This window comes from Cereibacter changlensis JA139 (assembly GCF_003034985.1).
In the GTDB taxonomy this organism is placed as follows: Bacteria; Pseudomonadota; Alphaproteobacteria; order Rhodobacterales; family Rhodobacteraceae; genus Cereibacter; species Cereibacter changlensis.
In genome coordinates, this window is sequence record NZ_PZKG01000025.1 from 1 (window position 1) to 15,790 (window position 15,790).

Sequence of the window (15,790 nt, forward strand, 5' to 3'; positions counted from 1 at the left end):
AACGCCTTTCGCAGGCCGAGTTCATCGCGATGATCGCGATGCTCTTCGCCACCATCGCCTTCTCCATCGACGCCATGCTGCCCGCCCTGCCCGAGATCGTGCGCGAGCTGACGCCCGACGCGCCGAACCACGCGCAGCTGATCATCACCAGCTTCGTGCTGGGCATGGGGCTAGGCACCTTCTTTGCCGGGCCGCTGTCCGACACCTTCGGCCGCAAGTCGGTGATCGTCGCCGGGGCGGGGCTCTACTGCGTCGCCGCCGTTGCCGCCTATTTCGCGCAGTCGCTTGAAGTGCTGCTGCTGTGCCGCGTGGTGCAGGGGCTGGGCGCCGCCGGACCGCGCATCGTGTCGCTCGCCATGGTGCGCGACCTCTACCGCGGGCGCGAGATGGCGCGGGTGGTCAGCTTCGCCATGATGATCTTCACGCTGGTGCCCGCGGTCGCGCCGCTGATCGGCACCTTCATCATCGCCGGCCTCGGCTGGCGCGGCATCTTCCTCGCCTTCGTGCTGTTCTCGGTGGTCTCGATCGTCTGGATGATGCTGCGGCAGGGCGAGACCCTGCCCGCCGAGGCGCGCCGGCCGCTGGAGGCGGCGCGGCTGAAGGCGGCGTTCCGCGAGGTGCTGTCGCACCGGCTGATCGTGACCACCACCGTGGTGCAGACGCTGGTGCTTGCCTGCCTGTTCGGCACGATCTCCTCGACGCAGCAGATCTTCGACGTGACCTTCGACAAGAGCGCGAGCTTCCCGTTCTGGTTCGCCGCCATCGCGCTGATGGCGGGGTCGGCCAGCCTGATCAACGCCGCGGTCGTGGTGCGGCTGGGGATGCGCTTCCTGATCACGGTGACGCTCTGCATGCAGATCGTCATGGCGCTGGTCATGGCGGGGATGACGGGCTTCGATCTGTGGCCCGCGTCGCTGGCCTTCCCGGCCTATGTCATCTGGACGACGAGCGTGTTCTTCATGGCCGGGCTGACGCTGGGCAACCTGAACGCGCTGGCGCTGGAGCCGGTGGGGCATATCGCCGGGATGGCGGCCTCGGTGACCGGCGCGATCTCCACCGTCTTCGCGGTGGCGCTGGCGGCGCCGCTGGGGCTGGCCTTCAACGGCACGCCGGTGCCGCTGGCGACGGGGGTGATGGTGCTGGCGATGATCGCGCTGGGGCTGATGCTCTCGATCCCGCGCCGGTGAGGCGCCTGGCCTGACCGGGCGCGCTGCCCCCGGTCAGGCTTTTGGGCAGCGCCCTGCCCGCTCAGGCCTTCGGCTTGATCAGCTTTTCCGCCAGATCCTTGGCGATGGCGAAGCCGCCCTTGATGCGGTCGCTTTCCGTCTTCCAGTCGCGGGTCAGGATGATCTTGTTGTCCTTGACCCGCGCGCCGCCGGTATCGGCCTTGATGAAATCGACGAGCCCGGCCGGATTGGCGAACTTGTCGTTGTGGAACTGCACCGTCGCGCCCTTCGGCCCGGTGTCGAGCCGGGCGATGCCGGCGCGCTTGCACATGGCCTTGATGCGGACGACCAGCAGCAGCGTGTTCACCTCTTTCGGCAGCGGGCCGAAACGGTCGATCAGCTCGGCGGCGAAGCCTTCGAGCTCGACCTTGTGGGTGAGCTGCGACAGGCGGCGGTAGAGGCCGAGACGCACGTCGAGGTCGGGGACATAGTCCTCGGGAATCAGCACCGGCACGCCGAGGTTGATCTGCGGCGCCCATTGGTCGTCGGGCTCGGAGAGGCCCTGCAGCTCGCCGGAGCGGATCTTCTGGATCGTCTCCTCCAGCATCTGCTGGTAGAGTTCGTAGCCGACTTCCTTGATATGGCCCGACTGTTCCTCGCCCAGAAGGTTGCCCGCGCCGCGCAGATCGAGGTCGTGGCTGGCGAGGTTGAAGCCCGCGCCGAGGCTGTCGAGCGAGACGAGCAGCTTCAGCCGCTTCATCGCCTGCGGCGTCATCGGGCTGCGCGGACGGGTGGTGAGATAGGCATAGGCGCGGGTCTTGGCGCGCCCGACGCGGCCGCGGATCTGGTAGAGCTGGCTCAGGCCGAACATGTCGGCGCGGTGGACGATCATGGTGTTGGCGGTCGGGATGTCGAGGCCGGATTCGACGATGGTCGTGGCCAGGAGCACGTCATACTTGCCGTCGTAGAAGGCGTTCATCTTCTCGTCGAGATCGCCTGCCGCCAGCTGGCCATGCGCCACGACATAGGTGACTTCCGGCACATGGGTGCGCAGGAACTCCTCGATCTCGGGCAGGTCGGAGAGGCGCGGCACGACGTAGAAGGACTGCCCGCCGCGGAAGCGTTCGCGCAAGAGCGCCTCGCGGATCGTCACCGTGTCGAATTCCGAGACATAGGTGCGGATCGCCAGACGGTCGACCGGCGGGGTGGCGATGATCGAGAGGTCGCGGACGCCGGTGAGCGAGAGCTGCAGCGTGCGCGGGATCGGCGTGGCGGTGAGGGTGAGGACATGGACCTCGGAGCGCATCTCCTTCAGGCGTTCCTTGTGGGTCACGCCGAAATGCTGCTCCTCGTCGATCACCAGAAGGCCGAGCGACTTGAAGCGGATGCCCTTGGCCAGCAGCGCATGGGTGCCGATGCAGATGTCGACCGTGCCGTCGGCGAGCCCTGCCCGCGTCTCGTTCGCCTCCCTGGCGGGGACGAAGCGCGAGAGCTGGCGGACGGTCATCGGGAAGCCGCGGAAGCGTTCGGCGAAGCTGCGGAAATGCTGGCGGGCAAGCAGCGTCGTCGGGCAGATCACCGCGACCTGCATGCCGGCGAGCGCCGCGATGAAGGCGGCGCGGATAGCGACCTCGGTCTTGCCGAAGCCGACATCGCCCACCACCAGCCGGTCCATCGGGCTGCCCCGCTCCAGATCGGCCACCACATCGGCGATGGCGGCGAGCTGGTCGTCGGTTTCCTGATAGGGGAAACGGGCGGCGAAGGCCTCCCACAGCGAATGCGGGGCCTCGAGGATCGGGGCGTGGCGCAGGTGGCGTTCGGCGGCGATGCGCATCAGCCGCTCGGCGATCTCGCGAATCCGGGCCTTGAGCTTGGCCTTCTTGGCCTGCCACGCGCCGCCGCCGAGCTTGTCGAGCAGGCCCTCCTCATGGCCGTAGCGGCTGAGCAGTTCGATGTTCTCGACCGGCAGGTAGAGCTTGGCGTCCTCGGCATAGACGAGGTGCAGGTAGTCATGCGGCGGGCCGGGCTTGTTGGAGGGGAGCTGCGGCACGCGCAGGGTTTCGAGCCCCATGTAGCGGCCCACGCCATGTTCGACATGCACCACCAGATCGCCCGGGGTCAGCGTGTCATGTTCGCGCAGGAAGTTGTCGGCCTTCTTGCGCTTCTTCGGCTTGGAGATCAGCCGGTCGCCCAGCACGTCCTGTTCCGAGATCACCGCCAGACCGGGGCCGGTGAAGCCCTGTTCCAGCGACCAGATCGCGAGGTAGATGCCGCCATGGCCTTCGGGCAGGTCGCGGATGTCGCGGATCGGGGTCGCGCCATGCACGTCATGGTCTTCGAGCAGACCCTTCAGCCGCTCGCGGGCACCCTCGGACCATGAGGCGACGATGACCTGACGGTCCTCGCGCAGCTTGCGAAGATGGTCGGCCAGCGCATTGAACAGGCTGACGTTTTCCATCTGTCGCTCGGGCGCGAAGCTGCGGCCGATGCGGCCTCCGGCATCGAGAACGCCCGGCCCCGGCGATTGCGGCAGCGGCGAGAGCTGGAGGACGCGGTGCTGCGCGATGGCCGCTTCCCAGGCCGCGTCGTCGAGATAGAGCAGACCGGGCGCCGAGGGCTTGTAGACCGTGTCCATCCGGCCCCTGGCGTTCATCGCCTCGCGCCGGGCGTCATACTGGTCGGCGATGCCTTCCCAGCGCGACAGCCGCGTGGCGGTCAGCTGGTCGTCGAGCATGACGCTCGCCTCGGGCAGGTAGTCGAAGAGCGTCTCCAGCCTTTCGTGGAAGAAGGGCAGCCAATGCTCCATACCCTGATGCTTGCGGCCGGCGCTGACCGCCTCGTAGAGCGGGTCGTCGGTGCCTGCCGTGCCGAACTCGATCCGGTAGGACTGGCGGAAACGGGTGATCGCCGCCTCGTCGAGAATGACCTCGGAGACCGGGGCCAGTTCGACCATGGTCAGCTTCTCGATGGTGCGCTGGGTCTCGGGGTCGAAGCGGCGGGCGCCGTCGAGCACGTCGCCGAAGAAGTCGAGCCGCACCGGCCCCGCGACGCCCGGCGGGAAGATGTCGATGATGCCGCCCCGGATGGCGTAATCTCCGGGCTCGGTTACGGTGGTGACCAGCGAGAAGCCCATGCGGGCGAGATAGCCGCGCAAGCCGCCCTCGTCGATCCGGTCGCCGACCCGGGCGCTGAAGGAAGAGGCACGCAGCACCTCGCGCGTGGGCAGGCGCTGGGTGGCGGCGGTCATGGTGGTGAGCAGGATGAAATCGCCCGGCACGCCTTGCGCCAGCGCCGCCAGCGTCGCCATGCGGCGGGCGGAAAGCTCTGGGTTGGGCGAGATGCGGTCGTAGGGCAGGCAATCCCAGGCCGGAAGCTCCAGCACGACGGCGTTCGGGGCCATGACGGCGAGCGCGTTGCGCATCGCCTCCAGCCGCTTGTCGTCGCGGGCGATGTGGATGACCGGCTGGCCGCGCGAAAGCTCTTTCGCGACGAGCCGGGCATCAAAGCCCTCGGGCGCGCCGCCCAGAAGAATTCGCGTTCCGTTTTGCATGCCGCTCACTTAACAGCCCAAGGGGGCGCGTCAACCGCGCCGCGTGTCAGAAAGCGCCGAGATTGAGGTTCTGGTACATGCCCCACATCGCGGTGACGAAGATGGACAGCATACCGAGCGCCTGCACCCCCAGCCGGTGCCGCGCAAGCGCCCGGTAGAGCCCCTCGCCCTGCAGCCCGCCTGCGGCAATCCGACGCGCGGCGCGCAAGCTGAGGACCCCGACCAGCGCCATCGGCAGGGCGAGGCAGAACAGCGCCTGCGCGAACTCCAGCCGGTACCAGAAGCCGAGCATCGCCAGCATGGTCAGGGCGAAGCAGAGCGCCGCGACCAGCCAGATGCCCGAGACCTCGGCCACATGCAGAAGCCGCCGGGTGTGGACGCCGATCAGCAGATGCACGTCCTCCGCCGCCTCGCCCCCCCGCCGCCTTGCGCGCAACACGAGGTCGTAGGGCACGCCGAGAACCCAGTGGCTCGCCGTCGACCAGAGCACCGCAAGCGCGATCCAGAACCAGAGATTCGAGAAGGACCGCATGTCGATCACCTCGAAAACGATTGCGTACCACTCCACCTCGACCTGCCCTGTTTCTGGTTGACGCTGCCGACCTGCGACCGGATGTTGCGGCATTCCTACGCTTGAGACGCCGGCTTATCCATGGCAGGCAGAAAAAAACCGTCAAGACTCGCAAAGCGGCAACGCGCCGCTTTTCCCTCGCCAGCCCAAAAGGTTCGCCATGCGCCCGATCCAAGCCGCCTATCCCGCCGCCCGTTTCCGCCGCAACCGCCGCACGGACGCGCTGCGCCGGCTGACGCAGGAGAACACCCTGAGCACCGGCGATCTGATCTGGCCGATCTTCGTGCGCGACGGGCATGACATCGAGGAGCCGATCGTGTCGATGCCGGGCGTGGTGCGGCGCTCGGTCGACCGGATCGTGCTGGCGGCGGAAGAGGCGGCGGAGCTGGGCATCCCGGCGGTGTGCCTCTTTCCCTACACCGATCCGCAGCTGAAATCCGAGGGCTGCGAGGAGGCCTGGAACCCCGACAACCTCGCCAACCGGGCGATCCGGGCGATCAAGGCGGTGGTGCCGGAGATCGCGGTGATGACCGATGTGGCGCTCGACCCCTACAACATCAACGGTCATGACGGGCTGGTCAGGAACGGGATCATCCTGAACGACGAGACCGTGGAGGCGCTGGTGAAGATGGCGCTGGCGCAGGCCGAGGCGGGGGCCGACATCCTCGGGCCCTCGGACATGATGGACGGGCGGATCGGCGCGATGCGCGCGGCGCTGGAGGCTTCGGGGCACAAGGATGTGGCGATCCTGAGCTATTCGGCGAAATACGCCAGCGCCTTCTACGGGCCGTTCCGCGATGCGGTGGGGGCCTCGGGCGCGCTGAAGGGCGACAAGAAGACCTATCAGATGAGCCCGGCCAACAGCGACGAGGCGGTGCGGCTGATCGAGCGCGACCTGCGCGAGGGCGCCGACATGGTGATGGTGAAGCCGGGGATGCCCTATCTCGACATCTGCCGCCGGGTGAAGGACAGCTTCGGCGTGCCGACCTATGCCTATCAGGTCTCGGGCGAATATGCGATGATCCGCGGCGCCGCCGACCGTGGCTGGATCAACGGCGAGGCGGCGATGATGGAGAGCCTAATGTGCTTCAAGCGCGCCGGCTGCGACGGCATCCTGACCTATTTCGCCCCCGAGGCTGCCCGGCTGTTGCGCGCGCAGGCCTGAGCCGGGCCGGCGATGCCGGCGAAGACCTGCCGTTTGAAGGGCTTGCGCCGCGTTCCGGATGACAAGCGTCTGGAAACCGGTTAAAGTTTGCCGGAAACGGGCCGCAGAGCCCATCACCGGCCGGCGTGAGCGGCCAGAGGCGGCAGAGGCAGAGATGGCAGAGTTCAGCAGACGGGTATTTCTGGGCGGCGCGGCGATGGCGGGGCTTTCGGCCTGCGCCAATGGCGTGGGCGGCAACGGCGGCGCCACGATCGACGCGCGGGTCGACGCGACGCGCGATTATCTCTTCGGGCGTTACCCCGGCACGGCGGATCTGGCGCGCAACGCCAAGGGCGTGCTCTACATGCCGCTGGTCACCGAGGCGGGCTTCGGCATCGGCGGCGGCTACGGTCGTGGCGCGCTGCGGATCAACGACGTGACGGTGGATTACTACTCGGCGACCCGGGCCACCATCGGCTTCCAGATCGGCGCGCAGCAATATGCCCATGCGCTGTTCTTCATGACCGAAGGCGCGCTGACCGAGTTCCGCCGCGGCACCGGCTGGGCGGTGGGCGCCGATGTGCGCTACGCGACGCCGGACCAGGGGGCGAGCATCGGCAAGGAGACGACCGAGATCGACCCGGTGGTGGCGCTGGTCTTCGGCCAGTCGGGGCTGATCGCCGGGGCGACGCTGGGCGGGGTGAAGTACACGAGGATCATCCCGTAAGGGTCTGACGGATCTAGGATAAAGGGCGGGCCGTTTGGCCCGCCCTTTTCCGTTTCAAGGCTCTGTTCAGCGGGTCAGGCGCTTGATCAGCGCCGAGGTGTCCCAGCGGGCGCCGCCCATCTGCTGCACCTCCTTGTAGAACTGGTCGACCAGCGCCGTGACCGGCAGGCTGGCGCCGATCTCGTCGGCGGTCTTGAGGCAGATGCCGAGATCCTTGCGCATCCAGTCCACCGCGAAGCCGAAGTCGAAGCGGTCTTCGAGCATGGTGGCGTGGCGGTTCTGCATCTGCCAGCTGCCGGCGGCGCCCTGGCTGATGACCTCGACCACGGCGCGGCCGTCCATCCCGGCCTTCTGGCCGAAGGCTAGCGCTTCGGCGAGGCCCTGCACCAGCCCGGCGATGCAGATCTGGTTCATCATCTTGGCGATCTGGCCCGAGCCGCTGTCGCCCAAGAGCTTGCAGACCCTTGCATAGGCCTCGATCACCGGCTCGGCCCGGGCATAGGTCGCGGCCTCGCCGCCGCACATCACCGAGAGTACGCCATTCTCCGCCCCGGCCTGCCCGCCCGACACCGGCGCGTCGATGAAGCCGAGGCCGAGCCGGTCCGCCTCGGCGGAAAGCTCGCGCGTCACCTGGGCCGAGACGGTGGTGTGGTCGACGAAGACCGCGCCCTTCTCCATGCCGGCGAAGGCCCCGTCCCCGCCCAGACAAACCGCGCGCAGGTCGTCGTCATTGCCGACGCAGCTCATCACGAATTCGGCGCCGGCGGCGGCCTCGCGCGGGGTGGCGGCGCTTTTGCCGCCGTGTTTCTCGACCCAGGCCGCGGCCTTGGCGGGGCTGCGGTTGTAGACCGTCACCTCGTGCCCCTTGGCCGCGAGATGGCCCGCCATCGGGAAGCCCATGACCCCCAGCCCCAGAAATGCAACTCTCGCCATGGCTCTTTTCCTCCGATTGCCCATCCAGACCGGATGGACTAGGAACCATCTGACCCGTGGCGTCAAGAACAGGCCCCTGATGATTTCCGTCTTCCGCTGGCTTCTCCGCATCTTCACCGGGCTCGTGGCGCTGACGCTGGCGGTGGTGCTGATCGGCTATTATTTCCTGTCGCGCTCGCTGCCGGACTACAGCGAGAGCTTCCGGCTGGAGGGGATTTCGGGCCAGGTCGAGATCGTGCGCAACAACGCCAACGTGCCGCATATTTTCGGGCAGAGCGACGCCGATGTGTTCTATGCCCTGGGTTTCGCCCATGCGCAGGACCGGCTCTGGCAGATGACGCTGTTGCGCCGCACGGCGCAAGGCCGGCTGTCGGAGGTGTTCGGCGCCCGCACCGCCAAGACCGACGAGCTGATGCGGCGCTTCGATCTCTACAACCTCGCGCTGCGCTCGGTCGCGGCGCAGGATGCCGAGACCCAAGCGGCGCTGACCGCCTATGCCAAGGGGGTGAACGCCTGGATCGGCCAGGTGAACGCCGAGGCGCGCGGGCGCGGCGCGCCGGAGTTCTTCCTGTTCAAGAACGAGATCGCCGTCTGGCAGCCCGCCGACAGCATCGCCATCATCAAGCTGATGGCGCTGCAGCTGTCGTCGCATGTCGGCTCCGAGGTGCTGCGCGCCCGGCTGTCGCTGATCCTGCCCGATGCGCGGCTGGCCGACATCCTGCCGGACGATACCAGCCCCGGCGTCACCGCCCTGCCCGATTACGCCAGCCTCGTGCCCGGCGTCACGCCTTCCACCGCGCCGTTGCGGCAGGCGGCGCAGGAGATGGTCGGGTTTCCGCAGGTCGAGGGCGCCTCGAACGCCTGGGCCGCGGCTCCGGAACGCTCGGCGGCGGGCGGGTCGCTTCTGGCCAACGATCCGCATCTCGCCTTCACCGCGCCGTCGATCTGGTATCTGGCGCGGTTGCAGCTGTCCTCCGGCGGGGTGATCGGCGCGACCATCCCCGGGGTGCCGGCGGTGATGATCGGCCGGTCGGATGCGCTCGGCTGGGGCGTCACCTCGGCCTATATGGACGACCAGGACCTGCATGTCGAAGAGGTCAACCAGGAGAACACCGAGGAATACCGCACCCCCGACGGCTGGAAGCGGTTCGAGACCCGGCGCTCGATCATCCAGGTGAAGGACGAAGCCCCGGTGACCATCACCCTGCGCTGGACCGACAACGGCCCGGTGCTGCCCGGCTCGCATTACGACCTCGCCTCGATCACCCCACCTGGCCATGTCGCCTCGCTGTCCTGGACGGCGCTGAGCGAGGGCGACACCTCGATGACCGCGGCGATGCGGCTGATGCGGGCGCAGAACATCCCCGAGGCGATCGAGGCCGGCCGGCTGTTCGTCGCCCCGGCGCAGAACCTGATGCTGGCCGATGCGCAGGGCGTGGCGCTGCAGATGGTCGGGCGGATGCCGTCGCGCGATCCGCGGCACCAGTCGCAGGGCCGGATGCCCTCGCAGGGCTGGCTGGCGGAGAACCGCTGGAACGGCTTCCTGCCCTATGAGGACAACCCGCGGGTGGAGAACCCGGCGACCGGCATCCTCGGCAACACCAACAACAAGACGGTGGACCGGCCCTTCCCGCAGCATGTCTCCTTCGACTGGGGCGACACGCAGCGCATCCAGCGCTGGCTGACGCTGATGAAGACGCGCGAGGTGCATACCCGCGAGAGCTTCATCGAGGCGCAGCTGGATACCGTGAGCCCGACGGCGCGGTCGCTCCTGCCGCTGTTCGCGGCCGATCTGTGGTTTACCGGCGAGGCGGCGCCCGAGGGCACGCCGGAGCGGCTGCGGCAGCGGGCGCTGCAGGTGCTGGCCGAGTGGAACGGCGAGATGAACGAGCATCTGCCGGAGCCGCTGATCTACACCGCCTGGGTGCGGGCGCTGCAGGACCGGCTGGTGCGCGACGAGCTGGGGCCGCTGGCCGAAAGCTTCACCCATACCCAGGCCGATTTCATCTCGCGGGTCTATCGCAACGTCGATGGCGCCGAGGTCTGGTGCGACATCATCCAGTCGGCGGCGATCGAGACCTGCACCGACATCGCCCGCATGGCGCTGGACGACGCGCTGCTGAAACTGTCGGAGACCTACGGGCCGAACGTGGAAAGCTGGCGCTGGGGCGACGCGCATCAGGCGGTGCAGGACCATCCGGTCCTGGGCAACGTGCCGGTGCTGCGCTATTTCGTGAACCTGCGCCAGTCGGTCTCGGGCGGCGACGAGACGCTGATGCGGGCGGTGACCCGCGGTTCGGGGCCGAACCCCTACGAGAACCTGGCGGGGGCCGGCTATCGCGGGGTCTATGATTTCGCCGATCCGGATTCCTCGGTCTTCATCACCTCGACCGGCCAGTCGGGCCATCCGCTGAGCCGGTTCTACGACAACCTGGGCGAGCTGTGGCGGCGCGGCGAATACATCCCGATGTCGCTCGATCCGGCGCTGGCCCGGGCGGCGGCGGTGGGGATCACCCGGCTCGATCCGCAATGATCCGGACGGCGCGACTGCTGTTGCGCCGGGCCGAGGCGCGCGATCTGGAGGATCTGCATGCCGTCTTCAGCCGGCGCGAGGCGATGCGCTACTGGTCGCGCCCGCCCTACGAGACGCTGGAGGAGACGCGCGCCTTCCTCGCCAACATGATCACCGCCCCGGCGGAAAGCGCCGACGACTTCGTCATCGAGCGCGACGGGCGGGTGATCGGCAAGGCGGGGGCCTGGTCGATCCCGGAGATCGGCTTCATCCTGCATCCCGACCACTGGGGCCAGGGCATCGGGCGAGAGGCGCTGACCGCCGTTATCGGCCATCTGTTCGCCGCGCATGACATGCGCGAACTGGTGGCCGAGGCCGACCCGCGCAACACCGCCTGCCTGCGGCTGCTGGCCCGGCTGGGTTTCGGGGAAACCGGCCGGGCCGAGCGGACGATGCAATGGGGCGACGAGTGGTGCGACTCGGTCTATCTCGCCGTGCCCCGCGACGTCTGGGAAGACGCGCGGGAAAAACGCCTCCGCGATCAGAGTTCGCGGTAGCGCTTTTCCTGCCGGGCGGTCCAGCGCACGTTCAGCGCATAGCCTTCGTCGCTCTGGGTCTCGTCGAGCACCACGCCCTCCTCGTGCAGCCAGGCGCGGCGGCGGCCGTCCTCGAAGCCGAGGGTGAGGCTGCGGTCGGTCTTCTCCTCGTCGAAGGCGCGGGAGACGGCCTCCAGCAGCTCCTCCAGCCCCTCGCCGGTCAGGGCGGAGAGCGCGAAGGTGGTGTCGGATTTGGCGGCCTGCGCCACCAGGGCGTCGCGCGCGGCGCCCTCGACCAGATCGAGCTTGTTCCAGATCTCGAACATCGGGGTTCCCGCCTTGACCCCGAGGCTGGAGAGGATGTCGGCCACGTCCTTGGCCTGCTCCGCCGTCTCGGGATGCGAGATGTCGCGGACATGCAGGATCAGATCGGCTTCGAGCACCTCTTCCAGCGTGGCGCGGAAGGCGGCGACGAGCTGGGTCGGCAGGTCGGAGATGAAGCCCACCGTGTCGGAGAGGATGATCTTGCGGCCGGAGGGCAGCGTGACGCCGCGCATGGTCGGGTCGAGCGTGGCGAAGAGCATGTCCTTGGCCAGCACATCGGCGCCGGTGGCGCGGTTGAAAAGCGTGGACTTGCCGGCGTTGGTGTAGCCCACCAGCGCCACGATCGGGAACGGCACCTTGCGACGCGAGGCGCGGTGCAGCTCGCGCGTCTTCACGACCTTTTCCAGCTGGCGCTTGATGCGCAGCACCTGATCGTCGATGGCGCGACGGTCGGCCTCGATCTGGGTCTCGCCGGGGCCGCCGACGAAGCCGAAGCCGCCGCGCTGGCGTTCGAGGTGGGTCCAGGCGCGGACAAGACGGGTGCGCTGATAGCTGAGCGCCGCCAGTTCGACCTGCAACCGGCCCTCGTTGGTGCGGGCGCGGTCGGCGAAGATCTCGAGGATGAGCCCGGTCCGGTCCAGAAGCTTGACGCCCCATTCCTTTTCCAAATTGCGCTGCTGCACCGGCGAGACCGGGCCGTCGACCAGCACGAGGCCGACGTCGAGGCCTTTCAGCCGGGCCTTCAGCTCCTCGACCTTGCCGGAGCCGAACAGCATGCCGGGCTGGACGCGCGGCAGGCGCACGACTTCCGAGCCGACGACCTCCATCTCGGGGAGCGCCTCGGCCAGCGAGACGGCTTCGGCGAGGCCGTGTTCGGGCAGCCGGCGGCTGCGGTCGGATTTCAGGTCTGGATGCAGCACATAGGCGCGCATCGGCTCCGCATGGGTGGAGCCGTCAAAGCCTGTCTCCGGGGCCTCCTCCGCCTCGTCTTCAGGATCTGTCAAATCAGTCTTCGCCCTCGTAGAGGTTGATGGGTGCGCCGGGCATGATGGTGGAAATCGCGTGCTTGTAGACAAGCTGCGACTGACCATCCCGGCGCAGCAGCACACAGAAATTGTCGAACCAGGTGATGACTCCCTGAAGCTTCACCCCGTTGATCAGAAAGATCGTTACCGGAACCTTCGCCTTGCGGACATGGTTCAGGAAAGCATCCTGCAGGTTTTGTTTATCGGCAGCCATTGTTTTTTTGCCTTTTTTTATCGACGCGTCTTGGTCCTCGTTCCCCCGGCTGCAATCCGACGGTGGAAATTTAAGTATGAAACGGACGGGCCGGAGATTCCAGCCCCAAAATCAGCCCGTTACCCCGCCTGCGCTTTTCCGCGCCCCGGGCGGCGCCCGGTGGGCTCAGCGCCGCCAGCTGGCCGGGGCCAGAAGCGCCAGGATGGCCAGCGTCTCCATCCGCCCCAGCACCATGGCGGCGGCGGCGATCAGCTTGGCCGCGGCGTCGAGCTCCTGCCAGCCGATCGGGGTTTCGACCGCCATGGCGGCCAAGGGGCCGGTGGTGGTGAGGGCGGCGATGGTCAGCACCATGGCGGGCTCGAACTGCAATCCGGTCAGGGTCAACGCTGCGGTGACCACGGCGATGCTGAAGGCGAAAAGCATGAAGAAGATCCAGGCGACATAGGCCCCCTCGCGCCTGAGCCGCCGCGCCACCGGGCCCTTGCCGCCGATCGAGGAGGGATGCACGATCCGCTCCAGCTCGCGCTCGGCGTGGCGGTAGAGCGCGTAGACGCGCAGCAGCTTCACCCCGCCCGCCGTGGTGGCGACGCCGCCGCCGACGATGGCGAGGCCGAGGAGGATCAGCCCCGGCGTGCCGAGGCCGGACCAGTCCTGCGAGCTGGCCCAGGAGCGGGACTCGAAGCCTGTGGTGGTGAGGAAGGACAGGGTGGTGAAGAGCCCGCCCCACATCGCCTGCCCGCCCGCGCCGAGGTTCTGCACCTCCTCGGTCTCGATGGCGCCGATCCAGTGGCGCAGGAACAGGACCAGCGGCACGCCGATCAGCAGGAAGGCGGCCAGCTGCACCTCGGGGTCGCGGCCGATCTTGGTGCTGCGGTCCACCATCAGCGCCCCCGGCATCAGCCGGCGCGAGACGGCGGCGAAGAGGAAGATGAAGATCATCAGCTCGCCCATGAAGCCGGACTGGCCGCCGGAGAGCCCGCCGGAGGGCGAGATGCCGCTGGTCGAGAGCGTCGACATGGCGTGGCAGATCGCGGTCAGCCCGTTGTCGCCCGCCAGCAGCAGGAGCACCCAGAGCATGCCGGTGAGCCCGGCATAGGCCGGGAACAGCAGCGTGGCGTGGCGCAGCATCCGCTCGCTCGGATCGGCGATCCGGGTGATCTGCGCCGCGTTGCCGCGACCCGGCACCTTGCCCGAGATCACCTCGACCCCGCCGAGGCTCAGGGGCGCGAGCACCGCCACCGCCGCCACCAGCACGTAGAAGCCGCCGAGCCAGCCGACCAGCGCCCGCCACAGATGCACCGAGGGCGGCAGCCGCCCCGGCTCGCCGAACAGCGTGGCGCCGGTGGTGGTGAAGGAGGAGATCATCTCGAACCAGGCGTCGGTGAAGCCGGTGGAGGGCACCGCCTGTTCGAAGGGCACCGCGAACATCAGCGGCAGCACCAGATAGGAGGCGACCAGCGTGCCCAGATGGCCCTGCGCCGCCGGGCGCGTGGGCCGGTTGGCGGTGGCGATGCCGATCATCGCCACCAGCAGCAGGAAAACCGTGCCGCCGTAGAAGAACGGCCGGGCGATCTCGTGCTGGCGGGTGGCGAGCGCATGGGCGGCGGGGATGTACATCGCCACCGCGCCGATCGCCATCAGCACCACCATCAGCGGCAGGGAGCGCAGCCTGTGCATCGTCAGAAGAAATCGATGGAGACCTGCAACAGGCGCTCCACCTCGGGCACGTCCTTGGTCATGGCGAAGAGCGCGATGACGTCGCCCTCCTCGACCCTGAGGTCGCCGGTGGGTTTCAGCACCCGATCGCCCTTCATCACCGCGCCGACCAGCACGCCTTCGGGAAAGTCGATGTCGCGGATGTGGCGCCCGGCGAGCGAGGAGGTGGAGAGCACCTGCGCCTCGATCACCTCGGCCTCGGCGTCGCCGATGGAATAGATCGCCCGCACCCGGCCATGCCGGATGTGGCGCAGGATCGAGCTGACCGTGGTGGCGCGCGGGTTGATGTAGGCGTCGATGTCCAAGGGCCCCATCAGAGGCACCAGCGTGGGGTCGTTCACCAACACGATGGCCATCGGGCAGCCGGCCATCTTGGCCCGGACCGCGACGAGGAGGTTGGTCTTATCGTCGTCGGTCACCGCCAGCACCGCGTCGGCGCGGTCGATGTTGGCCTCCATCAAGAGGTCCATGTCGAGCCCGTCACCATGCAGAACGATGGTGCGGTCCAGACCGTCGGCGGCCTCCTCGGCGCGGGCGCGGTTCTTCTCGATCATCTTCACCCGCACCCGGTCGGTGCGCGCCTCCAGCGCCTTGGCGACCTGCAGGCCGACATTGCCGCCGCCGATGACGATGATCCGCTCCTGCTTCTTCGTGGCCTTGCCGAAGATGTCGAGCGTGCGGGTCATGTCTTCGTTGTGGACGAAGACATAGATCTGGTCGCCGGCGAAGAGCTGGTCGCCCGGCTCCGGCACGAAGAGCCGGTCCTCGCGCCGCACGCCGACGACGATGGCGCGCAGGCTGGCGAAGAGGTCGTTCAGCTGGCGCAGCGGCGTGTTCAGGACGGGGCAATCCTCGTCCAGCGCGATGCCCAAGAGCTGCGCCTTGCCGCCCATGAAGCTTTCGGTATCGAAGGTCGCGGGGGCGGCCAACCGCTGCAGCGCCGCCTCGGCCACCTCGCGCTCGGGCGAGATCACCACGTCGATCGGCAGGTGCGAGCTGCGGTAGAGATCGGCGTAGATCGCGTCGAGATAGCTTTGCGAGCGCAGCCGGGCGATCTTGCGGGTGATGCCGAAGATCGAATGGGCCACCTGACAGGTGACCATGTTCACCTCGTCGGAATGGGTGGCGGCGATGATCATGTCGGCGTCGCGCGCGCCGGCGCGGTCCAGCACGTCGGGATGCGAGGCGAAGCCGACCACGCCCTGCACGTCCAGCGTGTCGGTGGCGCGGCGCACGAGATCGGCGTTGAAATCGACCACCGTCACGTCGTTGCGTTCGCCCGACAGGTGGCGGGCGATCTGCCAGCCGACCTGCCCGCCGCCGCAGATGATGACCTTCATTGTGCGGCCTCCGAATATCCAGCTGCGGTCTG

The 15,790-nt window shown here is 68.2% G+C and carries 12 protein-coding genes; 5 read left to right on the forward strand and 7 right to left on the reverse strand.

Annotated features, from left to right (window positions below; genetic code table 11):
• Positions 1-1,187, forward strand: a 1,187-nt coding sequence (locus C5F48_RS07770) for a multidrug effflux MFS transporter (protein WP_258186489.1), incomplete at its 5' end; no start/stop codon positions are given.
• Between the two features lie 61 nt (positions 1,188-1,248).
• Here the strand turns inward: C5F48_RS07770 and mfd are convergent.
• Positions 1,249-4,716: a transcription-repair coupling factor gene (mfd, locus tag C5F48_RS07775; protein WP_107663335.1), complete on the reverse strand. Its 3,468-nt coding sequence runs from the start codon at positions 4,714-4,716 to the stop codon at positions 1,249-1,251.
• Positions 4,717-4,762: 46 nt separating this feature from the next.
• Positions 4,763-5,341 carry a component of SufBCD complex gene (locus C5F48_RS07780; protein ID WP_107663336.1) on the reverse strand — a complete coding sequence of 193 codons (579 nt, stop codon included), beginning with the start codon at positions 5,339-5,341 and terminating at the stop codon, positions 4,763-4,765.
• A 106-nt stretch (positions 5,342-5,447) separates the two neighbouring features.
• On the opposite strand from C5F48_RS07780, the gene hemB reads away from it, so the two are divergent.
• Together hemB and C5F48_RS07790 are read left to right on the forward strand one after the other, a co-directional pair.
• The gene (gene hemB, locus C5F48_RS07785) at positions 5,448-6,452 is read left to right on the forward strand and encodes a porphobilinogen synthase (RefSeq protein WP_107663337.1); all 1,005 of its coding nucleotides are present in this window, start codon (positions 5,448-5,450) and stop codon (positions 6,450-6,452) included.
• Between the two features lie 154 nt (positions 6,453-6,606).
• Positions 6,607-7,158: a lipid-binding SYLF domain-containing protein gene (locus C5F48_RS07790; RefSeq protein ID WP_107663338.1), complete on the forward strand. Its 552-nt coding sequence runs from the start codon at positions 6,607-6,609 to the stop codon at positions 7,156-7,158.
• A 66-nt stretch (positions 7,159-7,224) separates the two neighbouring features.
• Here the strand turns inward: C5F48_RS07790 and C5F48_RS07795 are convergent, their stop codons facing one another.
• Positions 7,225-8,091, reverse strand: a complete 867-nt coding sequence (locus C5F48_RS07795) for an NAD(P)-dependent oxidoreductase (protein WP_107663339.1) — start codon at positions 8,089-8,091, stop codon at positions 7,225-7,227.
• 79 nt (positions 8,092-8,170) lie between these two features.
• On the opposite strand from C5F48_RS07795, the gene C5F48_RS07800 reads away from it, so the two are divergent.
• Complete coding sequence (locus C5F48_RS07800) at positions 8,171-10,624, forward strand: penicillin acylase family protein (protein ID WP_107663340.1); 2,454 nt, start codon at positions 8,171-8,173, stop codon at positions 10,622-10,624.
• A complete protein-coding gene (locus tag C5F48_RS07805) occupies positions 10,621-11,160 on the forward strand; it encodes a GNAT family N-acetyltransferase (RefSeq protein WP_107663341.1) in 540 nt (179 codons plus the stop codon). The genes C5F48_RS07800 and C5F48_RS07805 overlap by 4 nt, the downstream gene beginning before the upstream one ends.
• Here C5F48_RS07805 and hflX read toward each other — a convergent pair.
• The 4 genes from hflX to trkA all read right to left on the reverse strand — a co-directional run bounded on the left by hflX (position 11,145) and on the right by trkA (position 15,758).
• On the reverse strand, positions 11,145-12,467 hold the full coding sequence (gene hflX / locus C5F48_RS07810; RefSeq protein WP_373454333.1) for a GTPase HflX: 1,323 nt from the start codon (positions 12,465-12,467) through the stop codon (positions 11,145-11,147). The genes C5F48_RS07805 and hflX overlap by 16 nt on opposite strands.
• Before the next feature lies 1 nt (position 12,468).
• The gene (gene hfq / locus C5F48_RS07815; RefSeq protein ID WP_054303569.1) at positions 12,469-12,702 is read right to left on the reverse strand and encodes an RNA chaperone Hfq; all 234 of its coding nucleotides are present in this window, start codon (positions 12,700-12,702) and stop codon (positions 12,469-12,471) included.
• Positions 12,703-12,867: 165 nt separating this feature from the next.
• Entirely contained in the window at positions 12,868-14,379 is a 1,512-nt protein-coding gene (locus tag C5F48_RS07820; RefSeq protein ID WP_107663343.1) for a potassium transporter TrkG, read from the reverse strand.
• A gap of 2 nt (positions 14,380-14,381) precedes the next feature.
• A complete protein-coding gene (gene trkA, locus C5F48_RS07825; protein ID WP_107663344.1) occupies positions 14,382-15,758 on the reverse strand; it encodes a Trk system potassium transporter TrkA in 1,377 nt (458 codons plus the stop codon).
• Positions 15,759-15,790: the final 32 nt, after the last annotated feature.

Bases quoted from the DNA above. Each gene is read 5' to 3' on its own strand.
- mfd (WP_107663335.1), bottom strand. From the start codon at position 4,716: ATGCAAAACGGAACGCGAATTCTTCTGGGCGGCGCGCCCGAGGGCTTT.
- C5F48_RS07780 (WP_107663336.1), bottom strand. From the start codon at position 5,341: ATGCCGCAACATCCGGTCGCAGGTCGGCAGCGTCAACCAGAAACAGGG.
- hemB (WP_107663337.1), top strand. From the start codon at position 5,448: ATGCGCCCGATCCAAGCCGCCTATCCCGCCGCCCGTTTCCGCCGCAAC.
- C5F48_RS07790 (WP_107663338.1), top strand. From the start codon at position 6,607: ATGGCAGAGTTCAGCAGACGGGTATTTCTGGGCGGCGCGGCGATGGCG.
- C5F48_RS07795 (WP_107663339.1), bottom strand. From the start codon at position 8,091: ATGGCGAGAGTTGCATTTCTGGGGCTGGGGGTCATGGGCTTCCCGATG.
- C5F48_RS07800 (WP_107663340.1), top strand. From the start codon at position 8,171: ATGATTTCCGTCTTCCGCTGGCTTCTCCGCATCTTCACCGGGCTCGTG.
- C5F48_RS07805 (WP_107663341.1), top strand. From the start codon at position 10,621: ATGATCCGGACGGCGCGACTGCTGTTGCGCCGGGCCGAGGCGCGCGAT.
- hfq (WP_054303569.1), bottom strand. From the start codon at position 12,702: ATGGCTGCCGATAAACAAAACCTGCAGGATGCTTTCCTGAACCATGTC.
- C5F48_RS07820 (WP_107663343.1), bottom strand. From the start codon at position 14,379: ATGCACAGGCTGCGCTCCCTGCCGCTGATGGTGGTGCTGATGGCGATC.
- trkA (WP_107663344.1), bottom strand. From the start codon at position 15,758: ATGAAGGTCATCATCTGCGGCGGCGGGCAGGTCGGCTGGCAGATCGCC.